Raw genomic sequence first — 19,524 nt, forward strand, 5'->3', positions numbered from 1 at the left:
ACCGGTGATCGTGGTGAACTCGGTCCGGTCCCCATCAACCCACACACCCGCGCTCCCCTTCCCATGAACGAGATCGACGTCCCGACCCCCGGTCTGCCCTCGATGCAGGACATCCTGGACACCTTGCCGGCCCATGTGGCCGTGGTCGATGCGGGTGGCACCATCGTCTGCGTGAACCAGGCCTGGATCGACTTCGGTGCGGCGGGCGGTCTGCGCGATGCGCGCTTCTGCCTCGGGACCAACTACCTGACGCTGTGCGATCAGGTGAGCGGCGACTGTGCCGACGATGCCCGGCAGCTGGCCAGCGCCCTGCGGTCGGTGCTGTCGGGCCGGACCCCGACCGCCTCCCTGGAGTACCCCTGCCACTCGCCCGCCGAGCAGAACTGGTTCCGGGTCGACATCACCCCCATCCGCAGCGGGCAGGGAGTGTTTGCCATGCTGGCGCACACCCGCATCACGGTCGACCGGCGCACCCACGAAGAGCTGGCGCGGTACCAGAAGCTGTTCGACGCCATCCCGCACCCGGTCTGGGTGTACGACCCGGTCACCCTGGACTTCCTGGCGGTCAACGACATGGCGGTGCAACGCTATGGCCATTCCCGCGAGCGCCTGCTGCAGATGAAGGTCACCGAGATCCGCCCGCCCGAGACGGTGCCGGCCTTCCTGGCGCAGCTGCGCCGGCTGCAGGGGGTCACCAACGCCGCCGGCATCTGGGAGCACATGGACGCACAGGGCCGGCGGTTCCGGGTCGACATCACCTCGCACCAGCTGCACTGGGGCGACCTCAAGGCCCGCCTGGTGCTGGCCGAGGACGTGACCGAAAAGCTGGCGGCCGAGTCGGCCCTGATCGAGAGCGAGGCCCGCTTCCAGCAGCTGGCCCGCACGCTGGAGGAGGTGTTCTGGCTCTACGACGTGGAGCGGGCCGAATTCCTGTATGTGTCGCCGGGCTACGAACGGGTGTGGGGTCGCAGCGCCGCGCGGCTGCTGCAGCGCCCGCAGGAGTGGCTGGATGCGGTGCACCCGGATGACCGGGGCCGCATGGCGGCGGCGTTTGCCGGGCAGTCCCGCGGCCTGTTCGATCTGGAGTTCCGCATCGTCCGGGCCGATGGCGCCATCCGCCACATCAAGGGCAAGGCCGATCCGGTGCGCAGCCCGGACGGCACGGTGCAGCGGGTGGCGGGAGCGGCCCGCGACATCACCGCCCAGCACGAGAAGAACGCCCGCCTGCGCCTGCTGGAGACGGCGGTGAACCGGCTCAACGACATCGTGCTGATCACCGAGGCAGAGCCCTTCGACGAGCCCGGTCCGAAGATCGTGTTCGTCAACGACGCCTTCCAGCGCCGCACCGGCTTCACGCGGGAAGAGGCCATCGGCCGTTCGCCCCGCATCCTGCAGGGACCGGCCACCCAGCGCGACGCACTGGACCGCATCCGCGTCGCGCTGGAGGCCTGGCAGCCGGTGCGCGAAGAACTCATCAACTACACCAAGGACGGCCAGCCGTTCTGGCTGGAGCTCGACATCGTGCCGCTGGCCGACGAGAAGGGCTGGTTCACCCACTGGGTGGCGGTGGAGCGAGACATCAGCGAGCGCAAGGAAATGGAAGCCCACCTGCAGCAGTCGCGCAAGCTGGAGAGCCTGGGCCAGCTCACCGGCGGCGTGGCGCACGACTTCAACAACCTGCTCACGGTGATGATGGGCAACACCGAGATCCTGCTCGACCGCATTCCACCCGGCGGCCTGGAACACCGGCTGCTCAAGATGATCGGCCAGGCCACCGAGCGCGGTGCCGAACTCACCCGTCGCCTGCTGGCCTTTGCAAGGCGCCAGCCCCTGCAGCCCCGCACGGTGGACGTGCAGGAACTGGTGCATGGCATGCGGGACCTGCTGGTGCGCACGCTCGGCGCGTCCATCGACGTGCGCATCCTGTGCGAGCCCTCCACCGGCCAGTCCAAGATCGATCCCGGCCAGCTGGAGAACGCGGTGCTCAACCTGGCCATCAATGCGCGCGACGCCATGCCCGAAGGCGGCTCGCTGATCATCGAGACGCACAACATCGAGCTGGACGCCGCCTATGTGGCCCGCTATGTCGATCTGCAGCCCGGGCGGTACGTGTGCATCGCGGTGTCCGACACCGGCGTGGGCATCGATCCGCAGGTGCTGGAGCGGGTGTTCGAGCCCTTCTTCACCACCAAGGACAAGAGCAAGGGCACCGGGCTGGGCCTGGCCATGGTCTATGGCTTCGTCAAGCAGTCGCACGGCCATGCCGAGATCTATTCCGAGGTCGGCCTGGGCACCACGGTCAAGCTGTACCTGCCGCGCCAGAACCAGGCCGCCGACATCCTGCCGATCGAGTCGGCGCCCTCATCGGTGCTCAGGGGCACCGGCCAGACGGTGCTGGTGGTGGAGGACAACGAACTGGTGCTGGACTTCGCCGTGGCCCAGCTGGAAAGCCTGGGATACCGGGTGGTGCAGGCCCACGACGGCCTGATCGCGCTGGACATCCTGGCCAGCGACCGGCCGCTGGACCTGCTGTTCACCGACATCGTCATGCCCGGTGGCCTGTCCGGCTTCGAGCTGGGTCAGCGCGCCGCCGAGCTGCGCCCGGGCCTGCCGGTGCTCTACACCTCGGGTTATCCCGAGGGGGCCATCAGCGCCCACAGTGCCGTGCCCCCGGGCGTGCGGCTGCTGACCAAGCCCTACCGGCTGGAGCAGCTGGCCGAGCAGGTCACGGCGGCGCTCGCAGGCGCGGGGGCCTGAGGGCGTGTGCGGAAGGAAGAGCAGAGAAGAGAAGAGAAGAGAAGAGGGGGTGTGACGAGCCTTGACCTTGTGGTTTGGCGCGTCAGCCTCAATTAAATCAACGGCTTACGGAGGTCTTCTGTTCGGCAGTGACACATCGAAGTGACACGCGGATGCCCAGTGTATGGCATGGAATAGGGCTGACTCAGACGGCCCAATTTCTTGTTCGCCGTAGTGGCATGGGCGGATCATTCGGCCCTACGGCCATCTGGAAGCGGCAGGACGGGGTGAAGCACGAGTAAGAGATTTGCTCCCTTCCGGTCTTCTTGGACTGGAGCACGTTCACCTTTCCTGAGCCGAAGCACTGGGGGCATGCGTAGTGGTCCACCTCGTGCGACTCAGGCTTCGACTTGTAGAGAAACTGCCCAGGGGCCACCGCGTGCAACTCGTAGCTGTCCAAGGCTGCCTGTGAAGCCTCAAGGTCGCGCATCTTCTGCTTTAGCTCTGCCAGCTCTCCGAGCAGGTTCAAGCGCTCCTCAGTTGCATCAGCGAGCTTGGATTGAACATCAAGGATGCCTTGCTGAATGTCAATCAGCTTGTCCTTCATCTGGTGGTCGACAACCGCGGAAGTGGTCGCCCTCGCTAGGCCTGCTAGGGCCCTGATGCTCGCTTGAGCGGCAGTGAGTGCAGTCATGTCCATGTGGTGGGCTCCCGTCACTTTTCAGGGGGAAACCTGGGAAGCTCCAGGAGCATCCGTTCAGCGCCTAGCCAAACATCAGTCAATGGGGCTTCACGGCAGTGCTTGTCTACGTAGGCGAGCATCGAAGGACCATCGGGCAACTCTCTCAGCTCCGATCTGTTTGTTCTTGCGCGAGTGATGTTGATCCCGCTGAGGTAGCCCTGCAGCCAGCTCATGTACAAGTCGTTGAAGCTTTGGTTCTGAAAAGCCCGATGCTCAAGGTACTTACCGCATGAAGCAGCACCGGCACCATTGAGAAAGTGTCTGTCGGCTGCGTGTGCGCTGCCGATAAACAGGAAAGCTGCGCCGAGAAGGCAGGAGGCCTGTCTCTTGGTGGCGGCCACCCCCGGACCCAGGGAGGCAAGCGCACGAACCGCGTTCATTGTGTACCCTTTCTGTTGGCTGATGGGGGTTTGATGCAGACATATCGCGGCGCAGTCTACAGCCGAAGGGACGAGGCACTGATAGCTACCTGCTGAGGCCGGAGATGAGCAAGTGGGAAGGTGTCGGATAAGCCCCGAAGCGACTTTTCTCCCTTGTGGCGCCGACTGCCACTTGAGGCACCCACGAAGGCACTGTAGGCCGTACAGGGCCACCAGGCTGCCCCCCGCTGGGCTGCTGCTCTCCTGCTGCAGCACTGACACTAACGGCTCCTAGTAGTGGCCCTTCCCGGGAATCAGGTGTCTTACTCCTCCCCTCGGATTCTCGACATCACCTCGCCTGCGAGGAATTAGGTGGATGTGGCAGTCGAAGACGGTTTGCCCTGTCACTTCGCCCGCGTTCATCCCGATGTTGAACCCATCCACAGTCCGGTCCTCGGACTGGATAGCTGCCTTGGTTTCATGGAGGAGCCTGTCGCAGGCCTTGAGTTCGGATTGGCTCAGGTCGAAGTAGGTTGGCGCTCGGTCCCGTTGATCACCAGCTCCGAACGCTGGCGAATGCTGTGGCCCGCATCGAGCAGTATCTCCGCTAGGTCGGGCTGGTCCCGAAGGGTGTCATCTATGGACAGCAAGCTGGTGCGGATGCTCTGCGCGAGCTGCTCCGCCAGCTCAGGTGTTAAACGTTCGAGCGCCTGCGGATTCAGCTCTTAGCGCTTGTGGTCGAACTGCTCAAGGAGGAGGGCGCGCTCCCTTGCTCCAGCGAGCGCAGCCTCTCTGGCCGAGCCTGTGCCGAGGCTCTTGGTGAGCTTCTTTTTTCCGTAGTGTTTCTGGAGGTCGCTGGGGACCATCACACGCAACTGATACACCCCCGCTCGGAGGTGCAGCCCCGGTAGTTTTGCCATGTCTAACTTGCTCATGATTTTTGAGAAAGTGACACGTCAAAGTGACATGCCGAAAGGCCGGAAGCTGTTGATTTTGCGTAAGTCCATGTGAGAGTAGGACTTAGCTGAAAGAAGGTGACGAGCCTTGACCCCGGCACTGGATTCACAGTTAGGGCTGCTTGGTTCCCCACCTGACCCGGTTGGCCGCTTCACCATGCGGGAAGGCCCGTCAGGTCTGATTGTAGGCGATGGGACGGGTACCGGCCCGGGCATCACCCCGCCTTTAGAATCCGGCGGATGTCCTACGTCGTCCTGGCCCGCAAGTACCGCCCTCGCTCCTTTGCCGAGATGGTCGGGCAGGGCCATGTGGTGCAGGCCCTCACCAATGCCCTGACCACCGGGCGCCTGCACCACGCCTACCTGTTCACCGGCACGCGCGGCGTGGGCAAGACCACCGTCTCGCGCATCCTGGCCAAGTCGCTCAACTGCCTGGGCGCCGACGGACAGGGCGGCGTCACCGCCGAGCCCTGCGGCGTGTGCCAGGCCTGCACCGACATCGATGCCGGCCGCTTCGTGGACTACACCGAGCTCGACGCCGCCTCCAACCGGGGCGTCGACGAGGTCCAGGGCCTGCTGGAGCAGGCGGTCTACAAGCCGGTGCAGGGCCGCTTCAAGGTCTTCATGATCGACGAGGTCCACATGCTCACCAACACGGCGTTCAACGCCATGTTGAAGACGCTGGAGGAGCCACCGGAATACCTCAAGTTCGTGCTGGCCACGACCGACCCCCAGAAGGTGCCGGTGACGGTGCTGTCGCGCTGCCTGCAGTTCAACCTGCGGCCGATGGCGCCCGAGACCGTGGCCTCGCACCTGCAGCAGGTGCTGCAGGCCGAATCGGTGGCGGCCGATGCCGGCGCCCTGCGCCTGCTGGCCCGTGCCGCGCGCGGTTCCATGCGCGATGCCCTGTCGCTCACCGACCAGGCCATTGCATTCGGTGGCGGCAGCCTGCAGGAGGCCGGCGTGCGCCAGATGCTGGGCGCGGTCGACAGCGCCCCGGTGCTGGGTCTGATCGACGCCCTGGCCCGTGCCGACGGCGCGGCGGTGGTCGACACCGTGAACGCCTTGCGCACCCAGGGCCTGAGCGCGGCCGGCACGCTCGAAGACATGACCGCCGTGCTGCAGCGCACGGCGGTGCTGCAGGCGGTGCCCGATGCGCCGCCGTCCGACGACCCGGACGCGCCCGAGGTGGCCCGGCTGGCCGGGCTGCTGCCGCCCGACGAGACCCACCTGCTCTACAGCCTGTGCCTGCACGGCCGCACCGAACTCGGGCTGGCGCCCGACGAGTACGCGGCCCTGACCATGATCCTGCTGCGCCTGCTGGCCTTCAAGCCTTCCGGCACGGCGGAAAAAAAAAGCCTGAAAACGCCTGAGGCGGTCGTGCCGGCAGCCCTGCCGGTGCAGCCCGCAGGGGCCCCCGCTCGGTCGCCATCGCCGGCACCGTCGCCAGCGCCCGCCCCCATCTCTGCGCCCGTGTCCGCCCCGGCGGACAAGGAACCCCCGCCCGATGACGCCCCCTGGCCCGAGCCGGACGATGACGGCCCGCCCTGGGAGCCTGACCTGCCGGTCACCCGCGCGGCCGACCCGGCGCCGTTGCGCACCGCACCGCCCCCGGCGGAGGCCTCGCGTCCGCCCTTGATGCGCATACCGGTGCGCGATCCCGGCGAACCCGGCCGGCTCGACCAGCCCCGCGCCGCCGCCCCCGAGGCTGCGCTGCAACCCACGCCCGAAGGGGATGCCTGGTTCGAGGTGGTGATGCAGCTGGTGCGCACCGAGGCCATCACCGCCCTGGTGCGGGAGCTGGCGCTGCAGTCGCAGCTGGTGGCCCGCGACGAGGGCCAGTGGCTGCTGCGGGTGGAGCGCGAATCGCTCAACCAAGGCAACACGCGCGAGCGGCTGGCCACGGCGCTGCAGGCCGCAGGGCATGCGGTGCGGCTGTCGGTGGAGATCGGCCCGGTGGTCGATGCCCCGGCGCGCCGGCTGGCCGCCCAGGCCCGCGAGCGCCAGCAGCAGGCCGAGGCACAGATCATGGCCGACCCCTTCGTGCAGGCGATGATGCGCGACTTTGGCGGCAGAATCGTGCCCGGCTCGATCAAGGCCGTCGACAGCTCCGGCCGCTGACCCCTCTTACCGTTCCCCCATTCAGACCACAAGGATTGCCATGTTCAACAAAGGACAACTCGCCGGCCTCATGAAGCAGGCCCAGGCCATGCAGGACAACCTCAAGAAGGCCCAGGAAGAGCTGGCCTTCATCGAGGTCACCGGCGAGTCCGGCGCCGGCCTGGTCAAGGTGGTGATGACCTGCAAGCACGACGTCAAGCGCGTGACCATCGACCCCAGCCTGCTGGCCGACGACAAGGACATGCTCGAAGACCTGGTGGCCGCCGCCTTCAACGACGCGGTGCGCAAGGCCGAGGCCACCTCCAGCGAGAAGATGGGCAAGCTCACGGCCGGCATGCCGGGCCTGCCCGGCGGCATGAAGTTCCCGTTCTGATCCGGCGCCCCGCGTGGCCGACAACCTCTCGCTCGAGCGCCTGGTGCAGGCGCTGCGTCGCCTGCCCGGGGTGGGAGTGAAGTCGGCCCAGCGCATGGCCTTCCACCTGCTGCAGCACGACCGGGACGGCGCCCGGGTGCTGGCCGATGCGCTGCGCGAGGCCGATGCCTCGGTCCGGCACTGTGGCTTGTGCCACACCTTCACCGAGGCCGACATCTGTGCCACCTGCGCCGACCCCGGGCGCGACCGCAGCCAGCTCTGTGTGGTCGAGACCCCGGCCGACCAGGCCGCCATGGAGCGCACCGGCGCGTACAAGGGCCTCTACTTCGTGCTGATGGGCAAGCTCAGTCCGCTGGACGGCGTGGGTCCGCGCGACATCGGTCTGGACAAGCTGCTGGAGCGCATCATGGACACCGACGCACCGGTGCTGCGCGAGGTCATCCTGGCCACCAACTTCACCGCCGAGGGCGAGACCACGGCCCACGTGATCACCCAGGCCCTGCGCGACCGGGACATCAAGGTCACCCGGCTGGCCCGGGGCGTTCCGGTGGGCAGCGAACTTGAATACGTCGATCTGGGCACCATCGCCCACGCGCTGGTCGACCGGCGCTGACCGTTTTCCCCGAACTGGAGCCTCTGCCCATGAAATCCGGACTCACCGTGGCCTACTGGGCCGTGCTCGTTGCAGCCTTGCTGCCCATCTTCTGCGCCGGTCTGGCCAAGTGGGGCATGTTCAAGGTCTCGCCCAAGGCGGGTGGCTACGACAACAACAACCCGCGCGCCTGGCTGGCCCGCCAGACCGACTGGCGCGCCCGCGCCAACGCGGCCCAGGCCAACACCTTCGAGGCGCTGCCGTTCTTCTTTGCCGCCGTCATCATTGCCCACCAGGCCGGGGCCTACCAGATGCGGCTCGATGTCATGGCCTTCCTGTGGGTGTTCCTGCGGGTGCTCTACGTGCTCATGTATGTGGCCGATCAGGCCACCGCCCGTTCGCTGGTCTGGCTGCTCGCACTGGCCCTGAACGTCGCCATCCTGTTCGCCTGAGACCGCGGCGGCACGTCCCGCAGCCTCGGTAGTTTCCCGCTCGGGATTGGTCCCGATGCGGTGCCCGGGCCCGGTCGTTACGGTAAGCGGGGTACAGGCCGCTCCCTGCAGCGGCCGGGAGCGGGCAGTGAACAACTGCGATCGTCGTCAGTGGATCAGGCTGGGCACCGGGCTCGCGCTCGGCGCCGGACTGGACCCGGTGCGTGCGCAGACGCCGGTGCGGCTGACCAGCACCCGGCTGGTGATCGCTGTCGAGCAGAAGAACTCGCTGGCCTATCTGCCGCTCACCGTGGCCCAGCGGCTGGGCTTCTTCGAGGCCGAAGGCCTGAATGTGGAGGTGCGCGAACTGACCGAGCCGGGCGGTGCCCTGCGTGCGGTCCAGAACCAGGCCTCCCACCTCGTGTGCGGCCCGTTCAGCCAGCTGCTCACCGCGTCCCGCATGCGCTCGTTCGTGCTGCAGTCGCGCACACCGCAGATCGTGGTGGGCGTGTCCCGCAAGACCATGCCGACCTTCCGGGAGGTGGCCGACCTGGCAGGTCGGCGCATCGGCGTCCAGTCCGGCCATGCTGCGGGCAAGGCCGTGGCGCGACGGGTCTTCGAGAAAGGCGGGCTGGAGCCCGGCCAGGTCGAGCTGGTGGCCCTGGCCAACCCGTTCGCGGCGGTGCAGGCTTTCCGCAACGGCGCCATCGATGCCATCAGTTTTGCGGATCCGGTCATCACGCAGCTGGAACTGCTCGGCGAGCTGCGGGTGGTGGCCGACACCCGGACCCTGCGCGGCTCGACCGAACTGTTCGGCGGGCCCATGCCATCGATCTGCCTGGGAGCGCCCATCGAGTTCATCGCCCAGTTCCCCCGCTGGTGTCAGGCGGTGGCCGATGCCATGGTGCACGCCCTGAAGTGGCTGCAGACGGCGGGCGTGACCGACATCATCCGCGCCGTGCCCGAATCCCATTTCCAGGGCGACCGCGCGCTCTACCTGGCGGCCTTCGAGCGCATGCGCGAGAGCTGGACGCCCGATGGCCTGATGCCGGCCGAGGGGCCGTTGATCGCCCTGCGGGCCATGGCCATGGGCGATGAAGCCCCGCTGCCCGAGGTGCAGGAGCTGCAGCGCAGCTACACCAACGATTTCGCGCGCAAGTCCAAGGCCCGGTTCCGGGCCTGAGCCCGGCGCAGGTTCAGGGCTTGCCGGCCGCCACGCGCGTGCGGCTGCTGGAACTGGCGGTCTTGCGCGTCGTTGTGGCCTTGCGGCTTGAGGCGGTGGCGGTCTTCCCTTTGGCCTGGGTGCGCGCGGTGCGGGTGGCGGCCTGTTTGCGGCCGGAGGCCACCGAAGCGGCAGCGGGGCGCTGGGGCAGCATCAGGGTGACGCTCTGGCCGGCCTTGAGCGCGGCCCCTGCCGACAGCTTGTTCCACTCGGCCACGCTGGCGGCCGAAACCTTGTAGCGCCTGGCCAGGCTGGCCACGGTCTCGCCCTTGCGGGCCTTGACCGTGGTGCGGCGCAGCACCACATCGGGCTGCAGGGCCAGCATGGCGTTGTCGGCCACATGCTCGGGCACGTCCCGGTCGCGTGCGCCGGTGCGGTGCACCAGCAGACTGGAGCCGGCCCGCACCTGCATGCGGGGCGGAATGTTGTTGACCGAGCGCAGCTCGGATTCGCTCATGCCCAGCTTGCTGGCGGCCTGGGCCACCGACATGGTGCTGGGCACCACCCAGGCGGTCCAGGTGGCCAGCGGGCCGTCGTGGCGGGCCAGGTTCTGCTGGAAGACGACGGCGTTGTCCCAGGGCAGCAGCACGGTGGGCGTGCCGGCGGCCATGACCACCGGTTGCTTGAGCGACGGATTGAGGGCGCGGAAGTCGGCTTCGCTGATGCCGGCCAGGCGGGCGATCACCGCCACGTCCATGTCGCGCTCGATGGTCACGGTGTCGAAGAACGGGTGGTTGCCGATGGCCGGCAGGGTGGCGCCGTAGGCTTGTGGCCGTGCCACGATGTTCTTCACCGCCTGCAGCTTGGGCACGTAGTGGCGTGTCTCTGCCGGCATGGTGAGGTCGATGTAGCTCGCCGGCAGGCCGGCCCGGGTGTTGCGGGTGATGGCCCGGTTGACGTTGCCCTGGCCCCAGTTGTAGGCGGCCAGCGCCAGGTGCCAGTCACCGAAACGGGCGTGCAGCTGCTGCAGGTAGTCCAGCGCGGCCCGGGTGGATGCCAGCACGTCGCGGCGGTCGTCGCGGAACACGTTCTGCTTGAGGTCGAACGACGCGCCGGTGGCGGGCATGAACTGCCACATGCCGGCCGCGCGGGCCGACGACACCGCCTGCGGGTTGAAGGCGCTCTCGATGAAGGGCAGCAGCGCCAGCTCCATGGGCAGGTTGCGGCGCTCGATCTCTTCGACGATGTGGAACAGGTAGCGGCTGGAGCGCTCGGTCATGCGCTGGATGTAATCCGGCCGGTTGAGGTACCAGCGCTCGTGTTCGCGCACCAGCTCGTTGTCCAGATCGGGCATCGACAGGCCACGGCGGATGCGCTCCCACAGATCCACCGGCGTGGCCAGTGTGGCCACGTCGATGCCGGGGGTGCTGGCGGTGCCGATCTGGCTCAGGGGGCCTGAGGGCACCACCGGCTGTGCGCCGGCTGCAGCACGCGGCGTGCTGGCGGGTGCGGCGGCCGGGCTGCTGCCGGAGGGAACCGAGGCGCAGCCCGCGACCACCAGGGCCAGGCAGGCGAGAACGAGGCGCAGACCGCGCTGCATGGGATGGGCGGCCCGCATCAGAACACGTTCTTCCAGTCGCGCAGCGTGGCCAGCACCGCCACGGCGTCCGCGCCGGTGTCGGGCGCGTGGCGCTGTGCGGCGGCGGCCACCCCGGGCACGCCAGTGCGCAGGAAGGGGTTGATGCGCCGCTCCAGATCGATGGAACTGGGCAGCGTGGGCTGGTTCCGGGCCCGCAGCTGCTCGCAGTGCGACTGGTAGCCCAGCAGGTCCGCGTTGTCGGGCTCCACAGCCACCGCAAACCGCAGGTTGGACAGGGTGTATTCGTGGGTGCAGCACACCCGGGTGTGGCCCGGCAGCGCCGCCAGGGCCGAGAGCGATTCGTGCATCTGCGCCGGCGTGCCTTCAAAGAGCCGGCCACAGCCGCCGGAGAACAGCGTGTCGCCGCAGAACACCAGCGGGCCGCCCGGTGCGTCGGGCGCGAAGAAGGCGATGTGGCCGGCTGTGTGGCCAGGCACGTCGATCACCTCGAACCGCACGCCCAGGGCCTCGACGGTCTCACCCCCCGAGACCCGCTGCAACGGTTCGGGCATGGTCTCGAAGGCCGGCCCGATGACGCGGGCGCCGGTGGCTTCCCGCAGTTCGGCCACGCCGCCGGTGTGGTCGGCATGGTGGTGGGTGATGAGGATGGTGTCGAGCCGGATGCCGTTGCGGGCGAGCCATTGCAGCACGCCATCGGATTCGCCAGGGTCCACGACCAGGGCCTGCTGGCCGTCGTGCAGGATCCAGATGTAGTTGTCGGAAAACGCGGGTAGGGGATGAAGCTGCATGCCGTGCGGGGCCTTGGGCCGTGTAGAGTGCGGGGCTGTCCGGACGGACACCCTTCTGCAGTGTCGCAGAGGGCAACCGCCCCGGGTCCATCCCCTGCGCCATGACCGAAAAAATTATAGGGTTGACCGAATGGTTCGCCACGCCCCCCGGCCAGTACCTTCTGGCCTGGGAGCAGGCGCAGTTCGATCTGGCCGTGGCAGATCTGTTCGGCTACAACGCGCTGCAGCTGGGTCTGCCGGAACTGCACGCCTTGCGCAGCAACCGCATGCCGCACCGCTGGCTGGCGCTGCCCGAGCCGGTGCAGGCCCCGGCAAACGCCGCCCTCATCACCGACGCCGCCGCACTCCCGTTCCCGGCCGCCAGCCTCGATCTGCTGGTGCTCCCGCACACCCTGGAGCTCAGCGCCGACCCGCACCATGTGCTGCGCGAGGTGGAGCGGGTGCTTGTGCCGGAAGGCCGCGTGGTCATCAGCGGCTTCAACCCGGCGAGCTGGTGGGGGTTTCGCCAGGGTCGTGCGCGGCTGTGGGAACGCACCGGCATGGACGACGGCAGCGGCCTGTACCTGCCCGATGCGGGCGAGTTCATCGGCCCCTGGCGGCTGCGGGACTGGCTGCGCCTGCTGAGCTTCGAGATCGAGTCCGATCGGTATGGCTGCTACCGGCCTGCGGTGCGCACCGAAAAGTGGCTGCAGCGCATGGCCTGGATGGACCGGGCCGGTGCCCGGTGGTGGCCGGTCTTCGGCGCGGTGTACTTTGCGGTGGCGGTCAAGCGGGTGCGCGGCATGCGGGTGCTCGGGCCGGCCTGGAAGCCGCGCCGTGCGCGGGCGGCTGCACCGGTGCCGGTGACCAACCGCCATTGAGGCCTGTTTATCTTTCCTTCACATTCCTGGAGCATCCTCTCTTGAACCATGTGGTGATCTACACCGACGGTGCCTGCAAGGGCAACCCCGGCCCGGGTGGCTGGGGCGTCTACCTGCAATCCGACGGCCACGAAAAGGAACTGTGGGGCGGCGAACGCAGCACCACCAACAACCGCATGGAACTCACCGCGGTCATCGAAGGGCTGGCAGCGCTCAAGCGGCCCTGCCGCGTCTCGCTCTACCTCGACAGCGAATACGTTCGCAAAGGCATCACCGAGTGGATTCACGGCTGGAAGAAGAAAGGCTGGGTCACCGCCGCGAAGCAGCCGGTGAAGAACGCCGAGCTGTGGCAGCGCCTGGACCAGCTGGTGCATGGCGGCCCGCACCAGATCGAATGGCACTGGGTCAAGGGCCATGCGGGCATCCCCGGCAACGAGCGCGCCGACGCGCTGGCCAACCGCGGCGTGCCGGGCTGATCGCCGGGCGCGCACGACCCCGACTGGCGTGCGGGGTCGGGGGAACTTCATCCCCGGCCCGCCGCTCTGGACTGCTACATTGCCTTCGGGCCCCGCAGCGTGCGCCGCTGTCCCGGGTCCTCTCATCCCCCAAAGACGGGACACCATGGCCAAAAAAATGATTCATGTGCTGGTCGCAGTGGCCGGCATCGGTGCGGCATCCGGCGCGGCCTGGTGGTGGCAGCACCGGGCACCGGCGGCCGGTCCGACCGCACCGGCGGCCCGCGCGCCCTCCGGCCCGCCCAGCGTGGAGGTCACCAGCGTGCGCCGTGCGCGCCTGCAGGACGACGCCCAGGCGGTGGGCACCTTGCGTTCGCGCCAGAGCGTGACCCTCAAGCCCGAGGTGGCCGGCCGCGTGCAGCGCATCGCCTTCGCCGACGGTGCACAGGTGCGGCGCGGGCAGCTGCTGGTGCAGCTGGACGACACGCTGCAGGCCGCCGAGCTCAGCCAGGCCCAGGCGCAGCTGTCGATCGCCCAGACCAACTTCAACCGCAACCAGGAGCTGGTGGCCCAGAACTTCGTGGCCCAGCGGGTGCTCGACGAAAGCCGCGCCGCCCTGCAGGTGGCCCAGGCCCAGGTGACGCTGGCCCAGGCCCGGCAGCAGCGCATGCGCATCACCGCGCCCTTTGACGGCACCGTGGGCCTGCGCAGCATCAACCTGGGCCAGTACGTGCAGGAGGGCCAGGACCTGGTCAACCTGGAAGACACCTCGGTGCTCACGGTCGATTTCCGCCTGCCCGAGCGTTACCAGACCCGCATCGCTCCGGGGCTGCCGGTGCAGGTGCAGCTCGATGCGCTGCCCGGCCGCAGCTGGGAAGCCAGGGTGCTGGCGGTCGATCCGCTGCTCGATGCCAATGGCCGATCGATTGCGGTGCGCGCCACCATGCCGGCCGATCCGCGCAAGGAGCTGCGCCCGGGCATGTTCGCCCGCGTGCTGACCGTGTTCTCGGTGGACGACACCGCCATGGTGGTGCCCGAGGAAGCCCTGGTGCCGCAGGCCGGCCGGCAGTATGTGTACGTGCTGGACGAGCAGGGCGAGGGCGATGCGCGCAAGCGGGTTTCGCGCCGGGTCGAGGTGCAGACCGGCGTGCGCCGGGGCGCCGAGGTGCAGATCGTCCAGGGTCTGCAGGGCAACGAGACCGTGGTGGTGGCCGGCCAGCAGCGCCTGCAGCGCGACGGCACCGTGGTGAAGGTGGTCGACATGGCCAAGGCGGTGGCCAAGGCCCCGGCACCCGCGCCCGCGCCGGCACCTGGCCGCTGACGACGGCATCCGGAGCACGACATGCAACTGCCCGAGATATCCGTCCGCCGCCCGGTGTTCGCCACCGTGCTGTCCTTGCTGGTGCTGCTCGTGGGCATGGTGGCCTTCAAGGGCCTGACCGTGCGCGAGTACCCCAACATCGACGAACCCACGGTCACCGTCACCACCACCTTCGGCGGCGCCTCCAGCGAGGTCATCGAAAGCCAGGTCACCAAGGTGCTGGAGGACTCGCTGGCCGGCATCGAGGGGGTGGACATCATCACCTCCATCAGTCGCCAGGAGCAGAGCCAGATCACGGTGCGTTTCAAGCTCAGCCGCGATCCGGATTCGGCCGCGGCCGACGTGCGCGACAAGGTGAGCCGGGTGCGCCAGCGCCTGCCGGAAGAGGTGGACGAGCCGGTGATCGCCAAGGTGGAGGCCGATGCCTCGCCGGTGATCTGGCTGGCGCTCACCTCCGAGTCGATGCCGGCGCTTGAACTCAGCGACCTGGCCAACCGCATTGCCAAGCCGCGCCTGCAGACCGCGCCGGGGGCCGCTGACGTGCGCATCTTCGGCGAGCGGCGCTATTCCATGCGCATCTGGCTCGACCCGGACCGCCTGGCCGCCTACAACCTGACGGTGCAGGACGCCGAGGACGCGCTGCGCCGCTCCAACCTGGAGGTGCCGGCCGGTCGCATCGAGAGCCAGCAGCGCGAGTTCAACGTCACGGCGGCCACCGACCTGCAGACGCCCGCACAGTTCGCCGGCATTCCGATCCGCACCGTCAACGGCCAGACCATCCGCATCGGCGATGTGGCCCGCGTCGAGCAGGCCCCGCAGGACGAGCGGACCACGGTGCGCTACAACGGCCGCGAAGGCATTTCGCTGGGTGTGATCCGCCAGGCCACCGCCAACCCGCTGGACCTGTCGGCGGCGGTGCAGGCCATGCTGCCGCAGATCCGCGAGGACCTGCCCGACACGGTGACGGTCGAGGTCGCCAACGACAACTCCATCTTCATCGACCGTTCCATCAAGGCGGTCTACACCACCATCGCGGAAGCGGTGGTGCTGGTGGCGCTGGTCATCTTCGTGTTCCTGCGCACGCTGCGGGCCTCCATCATTCCGCTGGTGACCATCCCGGTCAGCCTGATCGGCACCTTTGCCCTCATGGCGCTGTTCGGCTTTTCCATCAACACCCTCACGCTGCTGGCGTTGGTGCTGGCCATCGGCCTGGTGGTGGACGACGCCATCGTGGTGCTGGAGAACATCTACCGCCACATCGAGGACGGCATGAAGCCGTTCGAGGCCGCCATCAAGGGGTCCAAGGAGATCGGTTTTGCGGTGGTGGCCATGACGCTCACGCTGGCCGCCGTGTACGCCCCGCTCATGTTCACCCCGGGCCGCACCGGCAAGCTGTTCGCCGAGTTCGCGCTGGCCCTGGCCGGCGCGGTGATCGTCTCGGGCTTCGTGGCGCTCACGCTCTCGCCGATGCTGTGCTCCAAGCTGCTCAAGCACAACCCGCGGCCGGGCCGCTTCGACCGCTACATGGAGCGCCAGCTGACCCGCCTGAGCGACGGCTACGAGCGCCTGCTGGGCGCCACGTTGAAAGTGCGCTGGCTGATGGTGGCCATCATGGTGGTGAGCGCGGCCGGCAGCTGGCTGCTGCTTCAGTCGACCCGGCAGGAGCTCTCGCCCATGGAGGACCGGGGCGTGGTGCTGGCCTCCATCAACGGGCCCGATGGCGCCACCCTGGCCTACACCCAGAAGTACGCCCAGGCCATCGAGGGCATGGCACAGACCTATCCCGAGTTCGACCGCATCTTCACCATCGTGGGCAACCCGTCGGTGGCCCAGGGCAGCGTGATCATGCGCGGCGCCGCCTGGGAAGACCGGACCCGCACCACCATGGAGATCGCGCGCGACCTCGCGCCCAAGGTGGCGGCCCTGCCGGGCATCAGCGCCTTCCCGATCACGCCGCCCTCGCTGGGCCAGGGCTTCCGCGAGCGGCCGGTCAACTTCGTCATCGTCACCAACGACTCCTACCAGAACCTCTCGGGCGTGGTGCGGCAGTTCCAGGACAGGCTGGCCCAGAACCCCGGATTCGTGCAGGTGGACACCGACCTGCGCCTGAACAAGCCCGAGATCCGCCTTGATGTGGACCGCGAACGCGCCGCCGACATGGGCGTGAGCGTGGATGCGATTGCCCGCACGGTGGAGACCATGCTGGGCGGCCGCACCGTGACCCGCTACAAGAGGGATGGCGAGCAGTACGACGTGGTGGTGCAGACGATCTCCGCCAGCCGCACCACGCCGGAGGACATCGACCGGCTGTTCGTGCGCGGCCGGGGCGACGCCATGATCCCGCTGGCCTCGCTGGTCAAGACCTCCGAGGTGGTGGTGCCGCGCGAGCTCAACCACTTCGCGCAGCGGCGCAGCGCCACCATCACCTCCAACCTGTCGCCCGACTATTCGCTGGGCGAGGCGCTGGCCTACCTGGACCAGATTTCCGCCGAGATCCTGCCGGCGGGCTACACCACCGACCTCAACGGCCAGAGCCGGGAGTTCCGCAGCGCCTCGGGCTCGCTGGCGCTGGTCTTCGTGCTGTCGCTGGTGTTCATCTACCTGGTGCTGGCGGCGCAGTTCGAGAGCTTCGTGGACCCGTTCATCATCATGCTCAGCGTGCCGCTGTCGATGCTGGGGGCGCTGCTGGCGCTCAAGCTGGCGGGAGGAACGCTCAATGTGTTCAGTCAGATCGGACTCATCACGCTGGTGGGGCTGATCACCAAGCACGGCATCCTGATCGTCGAATTCGCGAACCAGCTGCGCGAGCAGGGTGTGGAGCGGATCGAGGCGGTGCGGCGCGCCGCCGCCATGCGCCTGCGACCCATCCTCATGACCACCGGCGCCATGGTGCTGGGCGCCATCCCGCTGGCGCTGGCCACCGGCGCGGGTGCCGAGAGCCGTCAGCAGATCGGCTGGGTGATCGTGGGGGGCATGTCGCTGGGCACGCTGCTCACCGTGTTCGTGGTGCCCACCATGTACACGCTGCTGTCGCGGGACAAGGCCCATCGGCCGGCACCGGCCGCCTCCGACGACGCGGGGTTCATCGCCGCCAAGTGAGGCGGCAGCGGTCAGGGGCGGCGTGCCTTCAGATCACGCCGTCGAACACCATCACGTCCACCGTGTCGCCCACCGCCACGTTGCCCTGGTGGTGGTGCAGCACGATCAGGCCGTTGGCCTCGACCATGGAGCGCAGCACGCCCGACCCCTGGTTGCCGGTGGTGCGGGCCACCAGGCTGCCGTCGGCCTCGCGGGTGACGGTGCCGCGCTGGTACTCGGTGCGTCCCGGCTTCTTGCGCATGGCCTCGCCGCTGCGGGCCTGCAGCAGGACGGGCTGACGGACCTCGGCGCCCATGAGCTGCTGCAGGGCGGGGCGCACGAACGCCAGGAAGGTGACCATCACCGCCACCGGATTGCCCGGCAGTCCGAACAGCACCGGCCTGCGCCCGTCGGCGATCCGTCCCACGGCCATCGGCCGGCCCGGCCGCATGGCGATGCGCCAGAAGGCCACGTCGCCGAGCTGCTTCATCAGCGCCTTGGTGTGGTCGGCCTCGCCCATGCTCACGCCGCCGCTGGTGATGATGGCGTCGGCCTGTTCGGCGGCCTGGCGGAAGGCGGCTTCCAGGCTGGCCGGGTCGTCGCCCACCACGCCCATGTCCAGCACCTCGATGCCCATGCGGCGCAGCAGGCCGTAGACGGTGTAGCGGTTGCTGTCGTACACCGCCCCTTCGCGCGGGGCTTCGCCCAGGCTCAGGATCTCGTCGCCGGTGGAGAAGTAGGCCACCCGGATGCGGCGCATGACCTTGACCGTGGGCAGGCCCAGGCTGGCGATCAGGCCCAGGGCCGCCGGGCCCAGGGTCTGGCCCCGTCGCAGCGCGGGCTGGCCCTGCATCAGGTCCTCGCCCTTGAAGCGGCGGTTGTCACCGGCCTTGAGGATGCCGGGCGGCAGGGTGATGTGCTCGCCCTCGACCTTGACGAATTCCAGCGGCACCACCGTGTCCAGGCCGGCCGGCATGATGGCGCCGGTCATGATCTTCACGCACTGGCCCGGCCCCACGCTGCCGCTCCAGGCCTTGCCGGCGAACGCCGTGCCCACCACCTGCAGCGTCAGGGCCTGATCACCCAGCTGGCGGCCCTCGAACGCAAAGCCGTCCATGGCCGAGTTGTCGTGCGGCGGCACGCTGATGGGCGAGATGATGTCCTCGGCCAGCACCCGGCCCAGTGCGTCGAACACGCCCACGGTCTCGGTGCCGGTCACCGGCGTCACCAGCCGGGCCAGGAAGTCGTTGACCTGGGCGGCACTCAGCGCCTGCGGGTCGTAACCCTGCAGCTCGGCGGCGATCTGTTCGATGGTCTTCATGGCTCAGGACTTTTCCAGCGCGTGCAGCTCGGCCAGGGTGTTGGCATTGCGGAAGGCCTCGGGGTCGTCGCCGGGGAGGTTGAACGGCACCTCCACCGTGCGGTGCTGGGCGGTCCAGGCGTCGATCTTGCGGCCGCCGGCCTGGGTGAAGGCGGTCAGGCTTTCCATCAGGTCGATGCGCATCAGGCAGAACACCGGCTGGGTGCGCAGCTGCCCGTCTTCGGGGGCCGAGGCCATGGCGATCTCGGTGGCCGGATCGTCGAAGGCGGCCGCCATGCGCCGGGCCAGATCGAGGGGGAAGCGCGGCACGTCGCAGGGCACGGTCAGCAGGTAGGGGGTCTCGCAGCGCTCCAGGCCGGTCAGGAAGCCGCCCAGCGGACCGGGGAAGTCGCTGATGCTGTCGGGCCAGACCGGCACGCCGAAGGCCTCGTAGGCCGCCAGGTTGCGGTTGGCGTTGATCATCTGGTCGCCCACCAGGCCGCCGTCCTGCATCTGCAGGCGCAGCAGCGCATGCAGCGCCAGCGGGGTGCCGTTGAAGTTCTGCAGGCCCTTGTCGGTGCCGCCCATGCGGGCGCCGCGCCCGCCGGCCAGCACCAGGCCGGTGATCTGGTTCTGTTCGATCATGGAAG

The 19,524-nt window shown here is 68.5% G+C and carries 17 protein-coding genes, 1 other RNA gene and 1 pseudogene; 10 read left to right on the top strand and 9 right to left on the bottom strand.

The features are described from left to right. Positions 1–63: 63 nt before the first annotated feature. A complete protein-coding gene (locus tag CAP38_RS08160; RefSeq protein WP_179188494.1) occupies positions 64–2,757 on the top strand; it encodes a PAS domain-containing sensor histidine kinase in 2,694 nt (897 codons plus the stop codon). 184 nt (positions 2,758–2,941) lie between these two features. On the opposite strand, the gene CAP38_RS08165 is transcribed toward CAP38_RS08160, so the two are convergent. From CAP38_RS08165 to ffs, 5 genes and pseudogenes are all read right to left on the bottom strand, one after another. Then, positions 2,942–3,343, bottom strand: coding sequence for a hypothetical protein (locus CAP38_RS08165; RefSeq protein WP_143435783.1), 402 nt, complete (start codon positions 3,341–3,343; stop codon positions 2,942–2,944). 107 nt (positions 3,344–3,450) lie between these two features. After that, positions 3,451–3,858, bottom strand: coding sequence for a hypothetical protein (locus CAP38_RS15195; protein ID WP_143435784.1), 408 nt, complete (start codon positions 3,856–3,858; stop codon positions 3,451–3,453). A 270-nt stretch (positions 3,859–4,128) separates the two neighbouring features. Then, positions 4,129–4,371: pseudogene (locus CAP38_RS08170) on the bottom strand (HIT family protein); the annotation flags it as partial. Positions 4,372–4,562: 191 nt separating this feature from the next. Further along, complete coding sequence (locus CAP38_RS15430) at positions 4,563–4,772, bottom strand: DUF6538 domain-containing protein (protein ID WP_086120767.1); 210 nt, start codon at positions 4,770–4,772, stop codon at positions 4,563–4,565. Between the two features lie 98 nt (positions 4,773–4,870). Next, positions 4,871–4,967, bottom strand: an RNA gene (ffs, locus tag CAP38_RS08180) — signal recognition particle sRNA small type. Positions 4,968–5,033: 66 nt separating this feature from the next. Here ffs and dnaX point away from each other — a divergent pair. The 5 genes from dnaX (at position 5,034) to CAP38_RS08205 (ending at position 9,493) form a co-directional block, all read left to right on the top strand. Beyond that, a complete protein-coding gene (gene dnaX / locus CAP38_RS08185) occupies positions 5,034–6,914 on the top strand; it encodes a DNA polymerase III subunit gamma/tau (protein ID WP_086120769.1) in 1,881 nt (626 codons plus the stop codon). A 40-nt stretch (positions 6,915–6,954) separates the two neighbouring features. Further along, a complete protein-coding gene (locus CAP38_RS08190) occupies positions 6,955–7,287 on the top strand; it encodes a YbaB/EbfC family nucleoid-associated protein (protein ID WP_086120771.1) in 333 nt (110 codons plus the stop codon). Between the two features lie 13 nt (positions 7,288–7,300). Continuing rightward, positions 7,301–7,900: a recombination mediator RecR gene (gene recR / locus CAP38_RS08195; RefSeq protein WP_086120773.1), complete on the top strand. Its 600-nt coding sequence runs from the start codon at positions 7,301–7,303 to the stop codon at positions 7,898–7,900. A 29-nt stretch (positions 7,901–7,929) separates the two neighbouring features. Next, positions 7,930–8,331 (top strand): MAPEG family protein, encoded by a 402-nt coding sequence (locus CAP38_RS08200; protein ID WP_086120775.1) that lies wholly within the window; start codon positions 7,930–7,932, stop codon positions 8,329–8,331. 127 nt (positions 8,332–8,458) lie between these two features. Then, positions 8,459–9,493 carry an ABC transporter substrate-binding protein gene (locus tag CAP38_RS08205; protein ID WP_179188495.1) on the top strand — a complete coding sequence of 345 codons (1,035 nt, stop codon included), beginning with the start codon at positions 8,459–8,461 and terminating at the stop codon, positions 9,491–9,493. 13 nt (positions 9,494–9,506) lie between these two features. On the opposite strand, the gene CAP38_RS08210 is transcribed toward CAP38_RS08205, so the two are convergent. Then, entirely contained in the window at positions 9,507–11,090 is a 1,584-nt protein-coding gene (locus CAP38_RS08210) for a transglycosylase SLT domain-containing protein (RefSeq protein ID WP_256924362.1), read from the bottom strand. Then, positions 11,090–11,860 (bottom strand): hydroxyacylglutathione hydrolase, encoded by a 771-nt coding sequence (gene gloB, locus CAP38_RS08215; protein ID WP_086120780.1) that lies wholly within the window; start codon positions 11,858–11,860, stop codon positions 11,090–11,092. Before gloB ends, CAP38_RS08210 begins: the two co-directional genes overlap by 1 nt. Before the next feature lie 101 nt (positions 11,861–11,961). Here gloB and CAP38_RS08220 point away from each other — a divergent pair, with 101 nt between their 5' ends. From CAP38_RS08220 to CAP38_RS08235, 4 genes are all read left to right on the top strand, one after another. Further along, entirely contained in the window at positions 11,962–12,720 is a 759-nt protein-coding gene (locus CAP38_RS08220) for a class I SAM-dependent methyltransferase (protein ID WP_179188496.1), read from the top strand. Between the two features lie 41 nt (positions 12,721–12,761). Then, positions 12,762–13,196, top strand: a complete 435-nt coding sequence (gene rnhA, locus CAP38_RS08225; protein WP_086120785.1) for a ribonuclease HI — start codon at positions 12,762–12,764, stop codon at positions 13,194–13,196. A 145-nt stretch (positions 13,197–13,341) separates the two neighbouring features. Then, entirely contained in the window at positions 13,342–14,496 is a 1,155-nt protein-coding gene (locus CAP38_RS08230; RefSeq protein ID WP_086120787.1) for an efflux RND transporter periplasmic adaptor subunit, read from the top strand. A gap of 21 nt (positions 14,497–14,517) precedes the next feature. Then, positions 14,518–17,595: an efflux RND transporter permease subunit gene (locus CAP38_RS08235; protein ID WP_086120789.1), complete on the top strand. Its 3,078-nt coding sequence runs from the start codon at positions 14,518–14,520 to the stop codon at positions 17,593–17,595. 28 nt (positions 17,596–17,623) lie between these two features. Here CAP38_RS08235 and glp read toward each other — a convergent pair whose 3' ends face one another. After that, positions 17,624–18,895, bottom strand: coding sequence for a gephyrin-like molybdotransferase Glp (glp, locus tag CAP38_RS08240; RefSeq protein ID WP_086120791.1), 1,272 nt, complete (start codon positions 18,893–18,895; stop codon positions 17,624–17,626). Positions 18,896–18,898: 3 nt separating this feature from the next. After that, positions 18,899–19,519 carry a molybdenum cofactor guanylyltransferase MobA gene (gene mobA, locus CAP38_RS08245; RefSeq protein ID WP_086120793.1) on the bottom strand — a complete coding sequence of 207 codons (621 nt, stop codon included), beginning with the start codon at positions 19,517–19,519 and terminating at the stop codon, positions 18,899–18,901. Positions 19,520–19,524: the final 5 nt, after the last annotated feature.

The organism is Hydrogenophaga sp. IBVHS2 (assembly GCF_002127215.1).
In the GTDB taxonomy this organism is placed as follows: domain Bacteria; phylum Pseudomonadota; class Gammaproteobacteria; order Burkholderiales; family Burkholderiaceae_C; genus Hydrogenophaga.